At 67.7% G+C, this 17,320-nt stretch carries 15 protein-coding genes and 1 pseudogene; 8 read left to right on the top strand and 8 right to left on the bottom strand.

All coding sequences use genetic code 11. The features are described from left to right. The first annotated feature begins 33 nt into the window (after positions 1-33). A complete protein-coding gene (locus DQP57_RS10100) occupies positions 34-882 on the top strand; it encodes an LLM class F420-dependent oxidoreductase (protein ID WP_112632835.1) in 849 nt (282 codons plus the stop codon). A gap of 100 nt (positions 883-982) precedes the next feature. Here DQP57_RS10100 and DQP57_RS10095 read toward each other — a convergent pair whose 3' ends face one another. The 3 genes from DQP57_RS10095 to sucC form a co-directional block, all read right to left on the bottom strand. Continuing rightward, entirely contained in the window at positions 983-2,509 is a 1,527-nt protein-coding gene (locus DQP57_RS10095; protein ID WP_112632834.1) for an acetyl-CoA acetyltransferase, read from the bottom strand. A 76-nt stretch (positions 2,510-2,585) separates the two neighbouring features. After that, entirely contained in the window at positions 2,586-3,488 is a 903-nt protein-coding gene (gene sucD / locus DQP57_RS10090) for a succinate--CoA ligase subunit alpha (RefSeq protein ID WP_067258186.1), read from the bottom strand. Between the two features lie 12 nt (positions 3,489-3,500). After that, positions 3,501-4,664 carry an ADP-forming succinate--CoA ligase subunit beta gene (gene sucC, locus DQP57_RS10085; protein WP_066866701.1) on the bottom strand — a complete coding sequence of 388 codons (1,164 nt, stop codon included), beginning with the start codon at positions 4,662-4,664 and terminating at the stop codon, positions 3,501-3,503. Positions 4,665-4,987: 323 nt separating this feature from the next. On the opposite strand from sucC, the gene DQP57_RS10080 reads away from it, so the two are divergent. Both DQP57_RS10080 and DQP57_RS26990 read left to right on the top strand, forming a co-directional pair. Continuing rightward, entirely contained in the window at positions 4,988-6,043 is a 1,056-nt protein-coding gene (locus DQP57_RS10080) for a M23 family metallopeptidase (protein WP_112632833.1), read from the top strand. Position 6,044: 1 nt separating this feature from the next. Then, a complete protein-coding gene (locus DQP57_RS26990) occupies positions 6,045-6,635 on the top strand; it encodes a hypothetical protein (RefSeq protein ID WP_205869084.1) in 591 nt (196 codons plus the stop codon). Positions 6,636-6,644: 9 nt separating this feature from the next. On the opposite strand, the gene pcrA is transcribed toward DQP57_RS26990, so the two are convergent. Then, a complete protein-coding gene (gene pcrA, locus DQP57_RS10070) occupies positions 6,645-8,996 on the bottom strand; it encodes a DNA helicase PcrA (protein ID WP_112632832.1) in 2,352 nt (783 codons plus the stop codon). 392 nt (positions 8,997-9,388) lie between these two features. Between pcrA and DQP57_RS10065 the strand changes: the two genes are divergently transcribed. Beyond that, positions 9,389-9,709, top strand: coding sequence for a chorismate mutase (locus tag DQP57_RS10065; protein WP_112632831.1), 321 nt, complete (start codon positions 9,389-9,391; stop codon positions 9,707-9,709). 78 nt (positions 9,710-9,787) lie between these two features. After that, the gene (gene pgi / locus DQP57_RS10060; RefSeq protein ID WP_112632830.1) at positions 9,788-11,452 is read left to right on the top strand and encodes a glucose-6-phosphate isomerase; all 1,665 of its coding nucleotides are present in this window, start codon (positions 9,788-9,790) and stop codon (positions 11,450-11,452) included. A gap of 3 nt (positions 11,453-11,455) precedes the next feature. Here pgi and DQP57_RS10055 read toward each other — a convergent pair whose 3' ends face one another. The 4 genes and pseudogenes from DQP57_RS10055 to cobF all read right to left on the bottom strand — a co-directional run bounded on the left by DQP57_RS10055 (position 11,456) and on the right by cobF (position 13,861). Then, on the bottom strand, positions 11,456-12,205 hold the full coding sequence (locus tag DQP57_RS10055) for an SDR family oxidoreductase (protein WP_112632829.1): 750 nt from the start codon (positions 12,203-12,205) through the stop codon (positions 11,456-11,458). Between the two features lie 41 nt (positions 12,206-12,246). Beyond that, positions 12,247-12,705: a zinc finger domain-containing protein gene (locus DQP57_RS27150; protein ID WP_240631726.1), complete on the bottom strand. Its 459-nt coding sequence runs from the start codon at positions 12,703-12,705 to the stop codon at positions 12,247-12,249. 162 nt (positions 12,706-12,867) lie between these two features. Next, a pseudogene (locus DQP57_RS27145) lies at positions 12,868-13,110 on the bottom strand (DNA-formamidopyrimidine glycosylase family protein); the annotation flags it as partial. Between the two features lie 4 nt (positions 13,111-13,114). After that, on the bottom strand, positions 13,115-13,861 hold the full coding sequence (gene cobF, locus DQP57_RS10045; RefSeq protein ID WP_112632827.1) for a precorrin-6A synthase (deacetylating): 747 nt from the start codon (positions 13,859-13,861) through the stop codon (positions 13,115-13,117). A gap of 124 nt (positions 13,862-13,985) precedes the next feature. Between cobF and DQP57_RS10040 the strand changes: the two genes are divergently transcribed. The 3 genes from DQP57_RS10040 (at position 13,986) to DQP57_RS10030 (ending at position 17,236) form a co-directional block, all read left to right on the top strand. Continuing rightward, positions 13,986-14,891, top strand: a complete 906-nt coding sequence (locus DQP57_RS10040; RefSeq protein ID WP_112632826.1) for an AurF N-oxygenase family protein — start codon at positions 13,986-13,988, stop codon at positions 14,889-14,891. A 224-nt stretch (positions 14,892-15,115) separates the two neighbouring features. Then, entirely contained in the window at positions 15,116-16,108 is a 993-nt protein-coding gene (locus tag DQP57_RS10035; RefSeq protein ID WP_240631725.1) for a DUF4873 domain-containing protein, read from the top strand. A gap of 384 nt (positions 16,109-16,492) precedes the next feature. Further along, the gene (locus DQP57_RS10030; protein WP_112632825.1) at positions 16,493-17,236 is read left to right on the top strand and encodes an STAS domain-containing protein; all 744 of its coding nucleotides are present in this window, start codon (positions 16,493-16,495) and stop codon (positions 17,234-17,236) included. The last annotated feature ends 84 nt before the right edge of the window (positions 17,237-17,320 follow it).

Genomic DNA, 17,320 nt, shown 5'->3' with positions numbered 1-17,320 from the left:
TCAACGGAGGTAGAACACGTTCTAATTCTCGGCATGGATTACGGGCTTGTGCTATTTACCAGCGATCGTGGCATCTCCCCGGCGAAGGCCGCGAAGCTCGCCGACGACCATGGCTTTACGACCTTCTACGTGCCAGAACACACGCACATTCCGGTGAAGCGCGAGGCGGCTCACCCCACCACCGGGGACGAATCACTGCCCGACGACCGCTACATGCGGACACTAGACCCCTGGGTGAGTCTGGGCGCGGCGTGCGCGGTCACCTCGCGGGTGCGGCTGTCCACCGCGGTGGCCCTGCCGGTCGAACACGACCCGATCACGTTGGCGAAAAGTATTGCCACCCTTGACCACCTGTCCGGCGGGCGGGTCAGCCTGGGCGTCGGGTTCGGCTGGAACACCGACGAACTCGCCGACCACAACGTGCCACCGGGCCGGCGCCGCACCATGCTGCGCGAATACCTCGAAGCGATGCGCGCGCTGTGGACCGAAGAGGAAGCCCAGTACGACGGCGAGTTCGTCAAGTTCGGTCCCAGCTGGGCCTGGCCCAAGCCCGTGCAGCCGCACATCCCCGTGCTGGTCGGCGCGGCCGGCACGGAGAAGAACTTCAAGTGGATCGCCCGCAGCGCCGACGGCTGGATCACGACCCCCCGCGACTTCGACATCGACGAGCCGGTGAAGTTGCTGCAGGACACCTGGGCGGCCGCGGGCCGCGACGGCGCCCCGCAGATCGTGGCGCTGGACTTCAAGCCGGTGCCCGAGAAACTCGCCAAGTGGGCCGAGCTCGGGGTGACCGAGGTACTGTTCGGGCTGCCGGACAAGTCCGAGGACGAGGTCGCCGCCTACGTCGAGCGGTTGGCCGGCAAGCTCGCCGCCCTCGTCTAGCTTGGGCCCGTCGGCGCCTCGCGCCGAGACTTAAATCGTTGCGACGCTCAGCGGCGTGTCGTGTACGAGGGTTAAGTGTCGCGGCGGCGCAGACGGTCGCTCAGGCCAGCGCGGCCCGGTTGTCCTTCTCGGTCGGCCGGACCACGATCGACGCGCCGAGCGGCTCGCCCTCGCTGGGCAGCCCGACGAGATCCGGGTCCTCGGTCAGGGCCAGGAAACGGCTGTCGTCGGCGTCGAGGCGGCCGATGATGATGCCGGTGTGCACCGGCCAGTCGTAGCGCACGGTGTAGGTCTCGATCTTCGCTCGACCGTCGGCCTTGACGGTGACCGGCACCTTGGGGCGGGCGGCGACCTCGGCGCGCAGGGCTGCGCTGTTGTCGGGCTTCCACTGCACCGGCGTGGTCGAGTACACCCCGACCGAGTACTTGCTCATGATCCCGCCGTTGGCGGCGACAAGGCCGAATTGACCCGGCAGGTCCCGCATTTCGCTGACCGTCTCGGCGATTCCGTGCAGCGAGTAGTTGTTGCCCGGCCCGCCGAAATACGGCAGGCCACCGGTGAGCGTCAGCCCACGCGGATCGTCGGTGGCCAGCCGGGTCCCGTCGCAGAAGTTGAACACCGGCACCGGGAAGCAACTGTAGAGATCGAAGGTGGAGACGTCGTCGATGCCGACACCGGCCACGGCGAGCGCCTCCTGGACCGCCAGCACCGAGGCCGAGTTGTACGTCAGGTCGGCGCGGTCCAGCAGCGGCTGGTCCACCATGTCGGCGTGGCCGTGCAGGTACACCCAGCGCTCCTCGGGCACGCCGAGGCGCCGCGCGGCGGCCACCGACATCAGCAGCGCGGCCGCGCCCTGGTTCACCTGGTCGCGGGCCACCAGCAGCCGCGGGTAGGGATCGCAGATCATCCGGTTGGACGCCGTGACGGTGATGAGCTCGTCGACGCTGCGCTCCACCGGGGATGACGCGAACGGGTTCTTCGCCGCCACCTTGGTGAACGGGGCGAACAGCTCGCCCATCTGGCGCCGGTAGTCGGCGACGCTCAGACCCAGCCGGGCGCGGCGGGCGTTCTCCAGCAGCCCGTACTGGGCCGGCGCGCCGATCAGGCCGTGCGCGACGGTGTAGTCGTCGAACAGGCCGTCGTAGCCGAAGCCACGGTCCTCGAGTGAACCCTCGACCGTCTCGGAATGATCCGGCTTATCCCGGTCGGCGAAATACCGGATGCTCGAGGTGTTTTCGGAGCCGAAGATCATCACGACATCCGCCGCGCCGGAGGCGATGGCGCCGGCGAACTCGGTGACCAGATGCTGAGGGCCCTGGCCGCCGATGGGCTCGAGGATGGCGCGGCCCGGCGCGGCACCGATGCGCTTGGCCACCGACCGTGGGTAGTTGTTGGACTTGCCCATCGGCGCGGGGGTGCGCCCGGAGATCTCGAATTGCCGGGTCGCGGCGACGGTGTCGATGGCCGCCGCGACGGCGCTGACGTCGGCGCCGGTGTCATGCAGTGCGGCCTGCGCCGCGGCCGTCGCCAAGTCCACCGACGACATTCCGCGGTAGCCCGAGTCCTCGATGCGCTCGGTGAACTGCCCCACCCCGACGATGACGGGGGTGTTCGGGTCGAGATTCATAGACCCACTATCTACCGAGGGCCGGGCCCCGGCCAAATCCGGGGCCCTTCGCAGGTTGGCGACCCGCGTCGCCTGACTACAGGCTCTGCAGGATCTCCCGTGCGAGCGCCGCGGTCTCCGACGGCGTCTTGCCGACCTTGACGCCGGCCGCCTCGAGGGCCTCCTTCTTGGCGGCCGCGGTGCCCGACGAGCCCGACACGATGGCGCCGGCGTGGCCCATCGTCTTGCCCTCCGGGGCGGTGAAGCCCGCGACGTAGCCGACGACCGGCTTGGACACGTTGGCCTTGATGTAGTCGGCCGCGCGCTCCTCGGCGTCACCGCCGATCTCACCGATCATCACGATGACCTTGGTGTCGGGGTCCTTCTCGAAGGCTTCGATGGCGTCGATGTGGGTGGTGCCGATCACCGGGTCACCGCCGATGCCGATCGAGGTGGAGAAGCCGAAATCGCGCAGCTCGTACATCATTTGGTAGGTCAGGGTGCCCGACTTGGACACCAGCCCGACCGGGCCCGGGCCGCTGATGTTCGCCGGGGTGATGCCGGCCAGCGCCTCGCCCGGGGTGATGATGCCGGGGCAGTTCGGCCCGATGATGCGCGTCTTCTGCCCCTTGTCGACGTTGTAGGCCCACGCATAGGCGCTGTCCTGCACCGGGATTCCCTCGGTGATGACGACCAGCAGCGGGATCTCGGCGTCGATGGCCTCGATGATCGCGTCCTTGGCGAACTTCGGCGGCACGAACACGACCGACACGTTGGCGCCGGTCTCCTTGATCGCTTCCGCGACGGTGCCGAACACCGGGAGCTCGACATCCTTGCCGACGGGGTCCACGTGCGACACGGTGGTGCCCGCCTTGCGGGCGTTCACGCCGCCCACCACCTGGGTGCCGGCCTTCATCATCAGCGCGGTGTGCTTGGTGCCCTCACCACCAGTGATGCCCTGGACGATGACCTTGGAGTCTTTGTTCAAAAAGATCGACATGGCTTGGGTCCCTTACTTGTTCGCCAGCTCGGCGGCTTTGTCGGCGCCGGCGTCCATGGTCTCGGCCTGGATCACCAGCGGGTGGTTGGCTTGGGCCAGGATGCGGCGGCCTTCGTCGACGTTGTTGCCATCGAGCCGGACCACGAGCGGCTTGTTGGCCTCGTCACCGAGCATGTTCAGCGCGGTCACGATGCCGTTGGCGACGGCGTCGCAGGACGTGATGCCGCCGAAGACGTTCACGAACACGCTCTTGACCTGCTTGTCGTTCAGGATGACGTCGAGGCCCGCGGCCATCACCTCGGCCGACGCGCCACCGCCGATGTCGAGGAAGTTGGCCGGCTTGACCCCGCCGTGCTTCTCGCCCGCGTAGGCGACGACGTCCAGCGTCGACATGACCAGGCCCGCACCGTTACCGATGATGCCGACGGAGCCGTCCAGCTTGACGTAGTTGAGGTCGTGCTCCTTGGCCTTGAGCTCGAGCGGGTCGGTCGCGTCGCGGTCCTCGAACTCGGCGTGGCCCGGCTGACGGAAGTCGGCGTTGGCGTCCAGCGTGACCTTGCCGTCCAAGGCCAGGATCTGGTCTTTGGGGTCGCGCACCAGCGGGTTGACCTCGACCAGCGTGGCGTCCTCGGCGACGAAGACCTCCCACAGCTTGTTGATGGTGACCGCGGCGGCGTCGAGCACCTCGGCGGGCAGGTGGCCCTGCTCGGCGATGGAACGCGCGGTCGCCAGGTCGACGCCCTTGACGGCGTCCACCGGAACCTTGGCCAGCCGCTCGGGCTTGGTGGCGGCCACCTCCTCGATTTCCATGCCGCCCTCGACCGAGCACATGGCCAGGTAGGTGCGGTTGGCGCGGTCGAGCAGGAAGGAGATGTAGTACTCCTCGGCGATGTCGCTGGCCTCGGCGACCAGCAGCTTCTTGACCACGTGGCCCTTGATGTCCAGGCCGAGGATGTTCTTGGCGTGCTCGTAGGCGTCCTCGGGGGTGGCCGCGTACTTGACGCCACCCGCCTTGCCGCGGCCGCCGACCTTCACCTGCGCTTTGACCATCACCGGGCGACCGATCTCGGTGGCGATCTCCCGAGCGCCCTCGGCGGTGTCGGTCACGCGTCCCGGCGTAGTCGGTACGTTGTGCTTGGCGAACAATTCTTTTGCTTGATACTCGAAAAGGTCCATGGACTCTCTGTCTTCGCTCGACTCAACTACTAGGCCTCTTGGTGGGCGGTGCCGCACTCGGCAACTCGCACGGACGAACTGTATCCATCCCCCAAATGCCTTTGACCGCCGCGTCCGCCGATGTGGCACAGCTCACGGGCTGTGGGTTGACCGTCCGCGTGATCCAAATCACAATTCCGCCCGGATTGTGCAACGAGGTTGCCAGTCCCGCGCGTTAGCGGATACCTTCCTAGGGTCCAGATAACGGTATGGTCACGATACGAGGACATTTCAGGTTGCCCCAACACCGTTTTGCCCGGTCTTCTGCCGTAACTGAAGGCGTTGTGCGGGTAGGTCGCGCGGCAGGCGCCCGGTGGGCCGACGCACCGCACCGCACCGAAGTCACCGAAATCCTCCCGCTCGACGGTTTCGACTTCGACGACTTCGAGTTCAACGAGGACGCCGGCGATCTCCGCGACTTGGACTTCAGCAACGACTCGACGTTCGACAACGAAGCCCAGGTGCTGCTGGCGCCCGAGCTCGACGACCTGCACGACGCCGACGATCTGCGCCCGGTCTGGCTGGCCGCTCCCGTCACCGAGGTGCTGCCGCGGGTGGTCATCGAGCCGCGGACCGAGCGGCGCCCCGATCGCCCGCACGGCACCGACGTCGTCGGCCTCGCACGCCGCGGCGGGCAGCACCGCAAGCAACCGACCAGTGCGGCCCGGGGCCGCCTGCTGATCTCGGCGATGGCCGCCGGCGCCGCCGCGGCGGCCGCGCACACCGCGACCAGCCACGCCGACACCCCCAAGACCGACGCGGTGCTGACCGCGAACGCATCCGCACTCACCGGAAGCGCGGGCGGCAGCAATACGGTCCGCGGCCCCCAGGTGATCGCGGCGGAGCCCGCGGCGACCGCCGCGCTGCACAACCAGGAGCTGGCCAAGGGCGTCGCCTTCGCCAACGACCGCGCTCAGCGCGAGGCACGGCTGTCGCAACCGCTCTACGTGATGCCGACGAAGGGCATCTTCACCTCCAACTTCGGCTACCGCTGGGGCGTGCTGCACGCCGGCATCGACCTGGCCAACTCGATCGGGACACCGATCTATGCGGTGTCCGACGGCGTCGTCATCGACGCCGGCCCGGCCGGCGGCTACGGCATGCTGGTCAAGCTGCGCCACGCCGACGGCACGGTCACCCTTTACGGCCACATCAACACCGCGCTGGTCAGCGTCGGTGAGCGGGTGATGGCCGGCGACCAGATCGCCACCATGGGTAATCGCGGCAATTCCACCGGCCCCCACCTGCACTTCGAGGTCCTGCAGGGTGGCACCGAGCGGATCGACCCGGTGCCGTGGCTTGCTAAGCGTGGTCTCAGCGTCGGCAACTACGCTGGATGAGGTGACCGCGCCGAACGAAGAATCTTCCGGTCCGCGTCCGCCCGAGCCCACACCGGAGCACGAGCTGCCCTCCGACTCACGGACACGGATCATCCGACGTGCGCCGACCGGGCCCATCCCCACCACGCCGGACAGCCCCACCACCCATTTCGCCCCGCAGCCCCCGCCCTACCGGGTCGGTGCCGGCGCGGGCCGCGCGGGTTACGCCGGGGTGCCGGCCCTCGAACCCACCGACCGGACCGCCGTCGCCGCGTGCGCGGTGAGCATCGTCAGCGGCTGGGCGACGTCGGTGGTGGCCACCGACCTGATCGCCGGCTGGTGGCGGACCGACCGCCTGTTCTGCATCGCGGTCGCGTTCCTGGCCCTGGTCTTCGCCGGCACCACGGTCTCGGGCGTGATCATGCTGCTGCAGCGCCGGCCCTTCAGCCGCTACCTCCTGATGGCCGGCGCGCTGGTGGCCGTCCTCACCTACGTCGGCGTGTTCATCGCCGGGGCGCGGGTCGCATGGGTGGTGCACCTGCTGCCCCTGTTGCCGATCGCGACGGTCGTGCTGGTGCTGCTGCCGCAAACCAAACGCTGGCTGGACGCCTGACCGTCGCGGCTAGAGCTTGCTGATCGGGGCGTGGTTGTGCATCAGCTTCACCCGTCCCGAGCTGCCGAAGTCGATGAGCGACATGGCCGATTCGCCCACGCCGGACACTTCCTCGACGCGGCCCAGCCCGTACTTGTCGTGCGTCACCCGATCGCCGGGCTCGAGCACCAGTAGGGGTCGCTTGCTCATCCCCGAACGGGTCGGGGCCGCCCGTGGGGTGCCGAACCGGCCGGCGCCGCTCACCGGCGCGCTGAACGACGGGGCGGGTGCGGTGCGCCGCCATTCGATCAGTTCCTGCGGAATCTCTTGCAGGAAGCGCGATTCCGGGTTGAGCATGGGCTGTCCCCAGGACGACCGGACGATGGCCCTGCTCACATAGAGCCGCTGGCGGGCGCGGGTGATCCCGACGTAGGCCAGCCGCCGCTCCTCGGAGAGTTCGACTGGGTCGTCCAAAGACCGCATGTGGGGGAACATTCCGTCCTCCCAGCCGGTGACGAACACCACCGGGAATTCGAGGCCCTTGGCCGTGTGCAGCGTCATCAGCGTGACCATGCCGGCGCCGTCCTCGGGGATCTCGTCGCTGTCGGAGACCAGCGAGACCCGCTCCAGGAATTCCGCCAGCACGCCGGTATCCGGTACGTCCTCGTCTTCGGGTGTCTGCAAGGACTCGCCCAGTGCCGCGGCATTGGCCCGGTCGGTGCTGAATTCGTGTGCCACGCTGACGAGTTCGTTGAGGTTGTCCAACCGCGCCAGTTCTTGGGGATCGGTGGAGGATTCCAGTTCCCGGCGATATCCGGTGCGTTCGAGCACCGACTCGACCAGATCGCCGAGGTCGTCGTCGAGGCGGCCGCGCAGCTCGTCCAGCAGCTCGACGAAGCCGGCGATCGCCTTCTCCGCGCGCGAATTCAGCATCGGCACTTTGCCTTCGGCGGCGGCGACCAGCGCGTCGGCGAAACTGGCGCCGGTGTTCTCCGCATACACCGCCACGCACGCCTCGGCGCGATCGCCGATGCCCCGGCGCGGGGTGTTGAGGATGCGCCGCATGCTGACCGCGTCGCCGGGGTTGTCCAGCACCCGCAGATAGGCGACGATGTCGCGGATCTCCTTGCGCTCGTAAAAACGGACTCCCCCAACGACTTTGTAGGGGATCCCGGCCCGGATGAACACCTCTTCGAACGATCGCGACGAGTTGTTGGTGCGGTAGAAGATGGCGACGTCGTTGTAGGTGATCTCGCCCTTCTCGGCGAGCGCGTCGATCTCCTCAGCGACGAATCGGGCCTCGTCGTGCTCGTTGTCGGCGACATAACCCACGATCAGCTCGCCGGCGCCCTCGGCGGTCCACAGCCGCTTGTCCCGGCGCCCGGAATTGCGGGCGATCACCGAGTTCGCCGCCGACAGGATGTTTTGCGTCGACCGGTAATTCTGTTCCAGCAGAATGGTTGTCGCGTCCGGGTAGTCGCGTTCGAAGTCCTCGATGTTGCGGATGGTGGCGCCACGGAACGCGTAGATCGACTGGTCGGCGTCGCCGACCACGCACAGCTCCGCCGGCGGCACCTCATCGGAGACCTCGTCGCTGTCGGGCGCCGCCGCACCGCCGCGCCCTGCCAGTTCGCGCACCAACACGTACTGCGCGTGATTGGTGTCCTGGTACTCGTCGACCAGGACGTGGCGGAACCGCCGCCGGTAGTGCTGGGCGATCTGCGGGAAGGCCCGCAGCACCGCCACGGTCTCCCCGATCAGGTCGTCGAAGTCCAGCGCGTTGGCCGCCCGCAGCCGCCGCTGGTATTCGCCGTAGACGCTGGCCACCGTGCGGGACAACTCGTCGGAATCGTCGGTCAGGTTGGCGACCGCCCCGGCGGGGTCGATCAGCTCGTTCTTCAGGTTGGAGATGGCGTTGGCCAACAGCCGCGGCGAGTAGCGCTTGATGTCGAGCCCCATGTCGCGCCCGATCATCTGCAGCAGACGCCGCGAGTCGTCGGCGTCGTAGATCGAGAAGTTGGAGTTGAGGCCCTCGATCAGGGATGCCTGGTTGCGCAGGATGCGCACGCAGGTGGAGTGGAAAGTGGACACCCACATGGCCCGGGCCCGGTTGCCCACCAGCCGCACCACCCGTTCGCGCATCTCCGCGGCGGCCTTGTTGGTGAAGGTGATGGCCAGCACCTGCCCGACGCCGACCCCGCGTTCGGCGATCAGGTAGGCGATGCGGCGGGTCAGCACCGCGGTCTTTCCCGAACCCGCGCCCGCGACGATCAGCAGTGGCGAACCCTCATGCACCACCGCTTGGCGCTGTTGCGGATTGAGACCCTCGAGCAGTTGCTCTGCTTCGGAGGCCGGCTTGGCATCTGTTACGTGCACACTCATGTCAGTCCAAACTTACCGCCGCCCACTGACGCTTCAGCGCCCCGGCATCAGACCAGGCTAGTGGCCCGGCGGGCCGCGACGGCGTCACGGACGCTACCGGAAATCCGGCGTGTCGGGACGTGGTTTCCGAACCTGAATCCGGCCGGCCCGGCAATTGCACCCGAGTCCAAAAAGCGCAGCTTAAGCGGGATTTTTTGCGCGTTCACAGTTTTTAGTGGCACACTCGATCCGTGCTCAACGTGCAGTGTCGGCGACGCTCCTCGGCCCAGGAGTGGCGCCGCCGATTTCCCTACGGGTACCAGTTCGCGGCGCCCGTGGTCTAACTGCTTCCGCAGAGCCCCGTGGTCCGCTTCCGGCACTCGGGGCTCGTCTTTTGTGAGGCCCGATACTGCATGAGACCAGAACCCCCACATCACGACGAAGACGCGGAGTCAGCGGAGATGAACATCGAGACGGTGGCGACTGAAGTGCCCACCGACATAGACGAGTTGCGTCACGAGATCGACCGGCTCGACGCCGCGATTCTGGCCGCTGTGCAGCGGCGCACCCAAGTGTCCCAGGCGATCGGCAAGGCCCGGATGGCCTCGGGTGGCACCCGACTGGTCCACAGCCGCGAGATGAAGGTGATCGAGCGCTACAGCGAACTCGGCCCCGAGGGCAAGGACCTGGCGATACTGCTGCTGCGCTTGGGCAGGGGCCGGCTCGGTCACTGACCGCGACGGCGTATCGGTCCGGCGCAGAGCGCGCCGCTATACCTGGCTCCGTCACGTCACAGCCCATAGGGTCGAAGCATGACCTCCGTGCACACCCTCCCCGACATCACCGCCACCCCGGCATGGGACGCCCTGCGCAGGCATCACGAACAGATCGGCGGGACCCATCTGCGCCAGTTCTTCGACGACGATCCCGACCGCGGCCGCGAGCTGGTCCTCTCCGTCGGCGACCTCTACATCGACTACAGCAAGCACCGCATCACGCGAGAAACACTGCGGCTCTTGGTCGATCTGGCTCGCACGGCCCATCTCGAAGAGCGGCGCGACCAGATGTTCGCCGGGGTGCACATCAACACCTCCGAGGATCGTGCGGTCCTGCACACCGCTCTGCGGCTGCCCCGGGACGCCGAACTGATCGTCGACGGCCAGAACGTCGTCGCGGAGGTGCACTCGGTGCTCGACGCCATGGGTGAATTCACCGACCGGTTGCGCAGCGGTGAATGGACGGGAGCCACCGGCAAACGGATCAGCACGGTCGTCAACATCGGCATCGGCGGATCGGACCTCGGCCCGGTGATGGTCTACCAGGCGCTGCGCCACTATGCGGACGCGGGGATCTCGGCGCGCTTCGTCTCCAATGTCGACCCGGCTGACCTGATCGCCACCCTGGCCGATTTGGACCCCGCCACAACGCTTTTCATCGTAGCGTCGAAAACGTTCTCGACGCTGGAAACCCTGACGAACGCCACGGCCGCCCGCCGCTGGATCACCGACGCCCTCGGCGACGCCGCGGTGTCGCAGCACTTCGTCGCCGTCTCCACCAACAAGCGCCTCGTCGACGACTTCGGCATCAACACCGACAACATGTTCGGGTTCTGGGATTGGGTTGGCGGCCGCTACTCGGTGGACTCGGCGATCGGCCTGTCGGTGATGGCCGTCATCGGCCGAGAAGCCTTTGCGGACTTCCTATCCGGGTTCCACATCGTGGACCGGCATTTCAAGACCGCACCGCTGGAATCCAATGCGCCTGCGCTGCTTGGGCTTATCGGCCTGTGGTACTCCAGCTTCATGGGCGCGCAATCGCGCGCCGTGCTGCCGTATTCCAATGACCTGGCGCGCTTTGCGGCCTATCTGCAACAGCTGACCATGGAATCCAACGGCAAGTCGACCCGCGCGGACGGCAGCCCGGTCACCACGGACACCGGTGAAATCTTCTGGGGCGAACCGGGAACCAACGGGCAGCACGCGTTCTACCAATTGCTGCATCAGGGCACCCGGCTGGTGCCCGCCGACTTCATCGGGTTCAGCCAACCCCTCGACGACCTGCCCACCGCCGAAGGCGACGGCAGCATGCACGACCTGTTGATGAGCAACTTCTTCGCCCAGACCCAGGTGTTGGCGTTCGGCAAGACCGCCGAGGAGATCGCCGCCGAGGGCACGCCCGCCGAGATCGTGCCGCACAAGGTGATGCCCGGCAATCGGCCGTCGACCTCGATTCTGGCCGACCGGCTCACCCCGTCGGTCATGGGCCAGCTGATCGCGCTGTATGAGCACCAGGTCTTCACCGAGGGCGTGATCTGGGGAATCGACTCGTTCGACCAGTGGGGCGTGGAACTGGGTAAAACCCAGGCCAAGGCCCTGCTTCCGGTGATCACCGCGGACGGCTCGCCGGCCCCGCAGTCGGACAGCTCCACCGACGCCCTGGTGCGTCGCTACCGCAGCGAACGCGGGCGAACCAGCTGAATCTCAGGCGAACATCTTGGTCAGCCCAGGCGGCAGCACCCGCATCAACTGCACCAGCGGCGCCCACGGCCACCGCGGCACCACGGCCCGGCCGGGTTCGCGCTCGATGGCACCGACCAGCGCCCTGACGCCAGTCTCGTTGTCCACCATGAGCATTGTGCTCCCCGACTTGGCGGTCATCTCCGACTCGATGTAACCGGGCTCGATCACGGTGACGCTGATTGGACCCTTGGGGTACTCGGCGCGCAGCGACTCACCCAGAGACGTCAGCCCCGCCTTGCTCGCGCAGTACGCGGCCTTGACACCGGGGACGCCGGTGTTGCCGAGCACCGACGAAATGAGCACCAGGTGCCCCGATCCGTTCTTGTTGAACATCTCCAGCGCGGCCTCGATCTGCACCAGCGCCGAGACCAGATTGGTCTCGATGGTGGCCTTGTTGGCCCACAGCTTGCCGGACCCCAGCTTTGCGCCCTTGCCGATGCCGGCGTTGACGACGATGCGGTCGATGCCCCCGAGTTCGTCGCTGAGTTCGGCGAACACCTTGGGGACGGCCTCGTGGTCGTTGACGTCGAGCGCGGCGACGGCGATGTTGATGCCCGGATACTGCTGCGACAGCTCGGCTTTCAGCTCATCGAGCCGGTCGGTGCGCCGCGCGCACAGGGCGAGGTCGCGGCCCTTGGCGGCGAACGCGCGCGCCATGCCGGCGCCCAGGCCGGAGCTGGCGCCGGTGATGAGGATCTTCTGGCGAGTCATCGGGGCAGCATATCGACAGGTGTCAAGTCCGGGCTCGGCGACTACTTCAGCAAACGCGACATCCGCCGGTCGGCCAGCACCTTCCCGCCGGTCTGACACGTCGGGCAGTACTGAAAGGACTTGTCCGCGAACGAGACTTCACGCACGGTGTCCCCGCATACCGGGCAGGGTAGACCGGTCCGCGCATGCACCCGCAGCCCGGAACGCTTCTCGCCCTTCAGGGTGGCCGCGCCCTGGCCGACGGATCGGCCGGCCGCGTCGGTGAGCACCGAGACCATCGCGTCGTGCAGGGCGGCGAGCTGCTGATCGGACAGCTTGCCGGCCGTGGCGAACGGCGAGATCCGCGCGACGTGCAGGATCTCGTCGCTGTAGGCATTGCCGATGCCGGCGATCACCTTCTGGTCGGTGATGACGGTCTTGATCCGGCCGGTGTTTCCGGACAACAGGTTGGCCAGCGCGTCGGAGTCCAGATCCAGCGCGTCCGGGCCGAGCGAGGCGATTCCGGGGACCTGAGCCGGGTCGTCGACCAGCCACACCGCCAGCCGCTTCTGGGTGCCGGCCTCGGTGAGGTCGAAACCGGGCGCCTCACCGGGCGTGCCCAGGTGCACCCGCAGCGCGATCGGGCCCTTGCCGGGCCGCAGCGGCGCCGCGCCCAGCTTGTCCGACCAGCGCAACCATCCCGCACGCGACAGATGCGCGATCAACAAGAGGTTGTCGGTGCGCAGCCCGAGGTACTTGCCCCACCGCTCGGCCCCGGTCACGGACTGGCCGTGCAGCGCGCTGATCGGCGGGTCGAAGGTCTTGAGCACGGACAGGGCGGCGATGTCGACCCGGCCGATCGGCAGGCCGACGGCGTGGCGCCGCAGATGGTCGACCAGCGCTTCGATCTCGGGTAGTTCGGGCACGGTTTCAGTGTGCCGGTCGCAGCAAATAGGTGTCCATGATCCAGCCGTGCCGGGCGCGGGCGTCGGCTCGCAGCGAAACGATGCGGGGCCCCACCTCGCCAACGGTGCCGGCGATGAGCAGTTCGTCGTCGGTACCGAGGTAGGCGCCCCACCAGATCTGCGTGTCGGGCGGGCAGAGCCGAAACGAGCAGTCGGCGTCGAGCATCACGACGGCCGATGTCCCGGCCGGCCCGTGGGTGCGCAATTGCCTGCCCGTGGTGATCAGCACGGGTTCGCCGACCTCGTTGAGCGGGATGCGGTGCCGGGCGGTCAGTGCCTGCACCGCGGTGATCCCGGGGATGACGTCGAAGGTGAAGTCGACACGCGCGGCGACCGCGTCGAGGATGCGCAAGGTGCTGTCGTAGAGCGACGGATCGCCCCAGGCCAAGAACGCGCCGACGCCGTGCGGACCCAGCTCGACGGCGATGGCGTCGGCCCAGATCTGCGCGCGGGCGGCGTGCCAATCCGCGACCGCACCCCGGTAGTCGGGATCGTCGGCGCGCGTGGGGTCGGTCAGCTCGACGAAGCGGTAACCCGGCTCCCGGATGAAGCGTTCGCAGACCTCGCGTCGCAGCGCCACCAGATCGCTCTTCTGCTCGCCCTTGTCCATCGCGAAGAACACCTGCGTGTCGTTGAGCGCCTCGATCGCCTGCACGGTCACGTAGCCGGGGTCGCCGGCCCCGATGCCGATGACATGGATGTGCCGGCCCACCGCGTCGCCTCCTGATGCTCGTTGCCAGTCAGATTGCCGAATCGCGACCTTCGGCATCTAGCCGGGACCCCAAGTACCCAGTACCATGGGTACCGTCTGAAGCACCCAACGGAGGGAGCGGGGCATGACGTCAGCGGTGCGGCCGGCAGGGCCGAGTCGTGAAGACTTCGCGGACCGGTTGCTGAAAGGCTCGGTGAAGAAGTCCTACGAACCCGTCGTCGACATCGATTGGGACGCCCCGCTGGATCCGGACAAGTTCTATCTGCCGCCCCGGCTGGTGTCGCTCTATGGAACGCCCCTGTGGGACGAGATGACCCGCGAACAACAAATCGAGCTGTCTCGCCAGGAATTGGTCAACACGCTGTCGGCCGGGATCTGGTTCGAGAACATGCTCAACCAGGCGCTGCTGCGCACGATCCTGCACGAGGACCCGACCAGCAGGTCGACGCACTACAAGCTGACCGAGCTTGGCGACGAGACCCGACACATGGTGATGTTCGGCAAGGCCATTGAACGCATCGGGGCAAAGCCGGTGCGTCCCAGACTGTTTCACAGGATGATCATCAATGCGCTGCCACTGGCGTTTCAGCGCGGCTCGATGCTCTGGGTGGCCGCCCTGATCGGTGAGGAGATCTTCGACTCGCTGCAGCGGCAGATGATGGACGACGCGGAACTGCAACCAATCATCCAGCGCCTCATGCGGATTCATGTCACCGAAGAGGCGCGCCACATCCAGTTCGCGCGCGACGGCGCCCGCAAGCGCGTCGTCGAGATGCCCCGGTTCAACCGTTGGTTCATGGCCAACATCAACGGGTTGGGCGGCTATTTCTTCGCCTACCTGTTCAGCAACCCGGTCCCCTACGCGCGGGCGGGTCTGGATCCCAAGCGGGCCCGAAAGATGGCCCGCACCAGCCCGCATCGCCACGACATGCAGGTTGCCGGCTTCGCGCCACTGGCGGCGTTTTTGACCGAGGTCGGCCTGATGGGCCCGATCGCGCGCCGCGGCTGGAAGCGCAGCAGGTTTCTGTGACGGCTGATCACGCGCTGGTGGTCCTCGGCGCGGACGCCGGCGCCCGCGCCGTGCGATCCGTTTTGCAGGCGGCCGGCGTCGGCGATGTCACGCTGCCCGACGTCTCGGTCCTGCGTGCCGTGTTCGACGACGCCACCAACAGCTGGACGCTGCACACCGCCGGCGGCGACGTGATCCGGACGCACGTCGTCGTCGACGCACGCCGCCGGCCCGGATCCCCCTGGATACCGAAGCTGCCCGGTGACAACGACTTTCGGGGTGCGTCGTTTCATGCCGCGGCGTGGGATAGCGAATTCGATCCGTCCGGCAAGCGCATCGCGGTGATCGGCGCCGACGCCGCCGCGGCCCATCACCTCGAGCGACTGGCCCGCACGGCGACCTCGGTCACCGTGTTCGCCCATGCGCCGCGTCGGGTGGTGGCCGACATCCCGGTCTGGTCCACCCGCGTCAAGCGCTGGCTGCGCCGCCGCACCCGGGCCGGCGCCCCACGGCCCCGGATCATGGTCGCACCGTCGGCGATCGAGGCGGTCACCGCAGCGGGCGTGCGCACCGTCGACGGCGTGGAGCACCGCGTCGACGCCATCGTGTACGGCACCGGCTTCTACATCCCCGAGGACGCCACCGACGACGGCTTGATCGGCGCGGCAGGCCGCAGCCTCCGGCCGGCCTGGCACGACGGGATGGAGCCGTTCTGCGGGGTGGCCATCCGCGGATTCCCGAACTACTTCGTCATCACCGGACCCGATCGGGACGCCCAGGCGCGCTACGTCGCCGAGTGCCTGAACGTCATGGCGCGCACCGCCAGCGCCCGCATCGAGGTCCGCGCCAGCAGCCAGCAGGTGTTCAACGAGCGGGCCCAGTTGCGACCGGCCGAGCCGCCCCCGGTGGCATCCGCCTTCGACCTTTCGGCCAGCGCGCCCGCCGGCGACGACACGTACAGCGGTGCCGCCACGCTGGATATCGGCGGCGCCCGCCATGCGGTACGGGTCAGGCTGACCGGCCATCTGGACCCGCTCGACGGCCGCTATCACTGGCAGGGAACGGTATTCGGTTCGGCGTCCGGACCTTTGCCGGACGACCTTTTCAAGCAATCGCGGACCGGCACTCTGACCATCGGTCAGCGCAGCGCGCCGGCACGCATCGTCGAACAGACCCCGTGGGGATCGCACTCGGTCGCCGGGGTGGGCGCTCCGCCGTACGCACTGAGCAACCACTGAGCCCCATCCGGGCATCGCCGGGCGGGGCCGAAAACCGCTGCCTTTGCGCTGGTTAATGCACGTTTGTCGAACATACCGAAAAGTTTGGCTGCACTCGTGGCGTGGTAACCCCGTGGGAAGCGCGTGCTGGGCGATGGACTCCACAGCGCGCCGCGGCGGTAGAGGTGGACGCCACGGCGGGCGGGGAGGAGAGCACATGATGCCTTCACTGCGGGCTTGCGGCAAAGATTCAGGGGGATCCCGATGGCGGCCTGCGGATTCCTCCTGCGTTGAGGCCGACGATTTGCGAAGTAGACTTTTGCCCCTGAGAGCGGATACTCAAGCAATCGGCCCGGCAGAATGCGAGGAGCGGTACATGGAACCGGACGCCAGGACCGAGCTGGGATGAGCCCGGTGGCCGTTGCGATGCGGACGGATGACGCCGTAGCCGTTCTGACCGTCGACGGTGAGCTTGATGCCGCCAACTCCACCACCGTTCGCGAGCGAATTCTCAAGGCCACCTTGGACGACGCCGCCGCCGTGATCGTCAACGTCTCCGGCCTCAAGGTGCACACGGAATCCGCATGGTCGAGCTTCATGGGCGCGTACTGGCAGGTCGGCAGCGCGCCCCACATACCGATCGTGTTGGTCTGCACCAACCGGGCGGCCCGCGAGGCGATCGGCAATAGCGGTGTCACCCACTTCATGCCGGTCTACCCGACCGAAAAAGTGGCGATGAAGGCGCTCGGCCAAAACAGCCGCCGCCCGGTGCGCCGGGCCGATGTCCAGCTGCCCGCCGACCTGACCAGCCTGCGCGAGTCGCGGCGCATGGTCCGCGAATGGCTCACCACTTGGTCGCAGTCCAAACTCATTCCGGTGGCCCTGGTCGTGGTCAACGTTTTCGTGGAGAACGTGCTGGAGCACACCGCGAGCGTTCCGGTGGTGCGCATCGAAGCGCAAGGCACCACCGCGACCATCGCGGTATCCGACGCCAGCGAGGCGCCCGCGGTGCGGCTGCCGTCGCCATCGCAGGGCATCGACGTGTCCGGGCTGGCGATCGTCGAGGCGTTGTCGCGCGCGTGGGGCAGCACGCCCACCGCGTCCGGCAAGACGGTGTGGGCCGTCATCGGCCCCGAGAACCAGCTTTAATCCGAAACCGGCACGGGATGGCGACCCGGGCGCCGTCGCGCCCATCTGCCGGTTGTGCTGAAACTAGAACACGTTCTAATGTCG

This window comes from Mycobacterium colombiense, assembly GCF_003284935.1.
Classification (GTDB): domain Bacteria; phylum Actinomycetota; class Actinomycetes; order Mycobacteriales; family Mycobacteriaceae; genus Mycobacterium; species Mycobacterium arosiense_A.
Note: the sequence above shows the minus strand (reverse complement) of the source record. Positions and strands in the feature narration are given on the sequence as shown.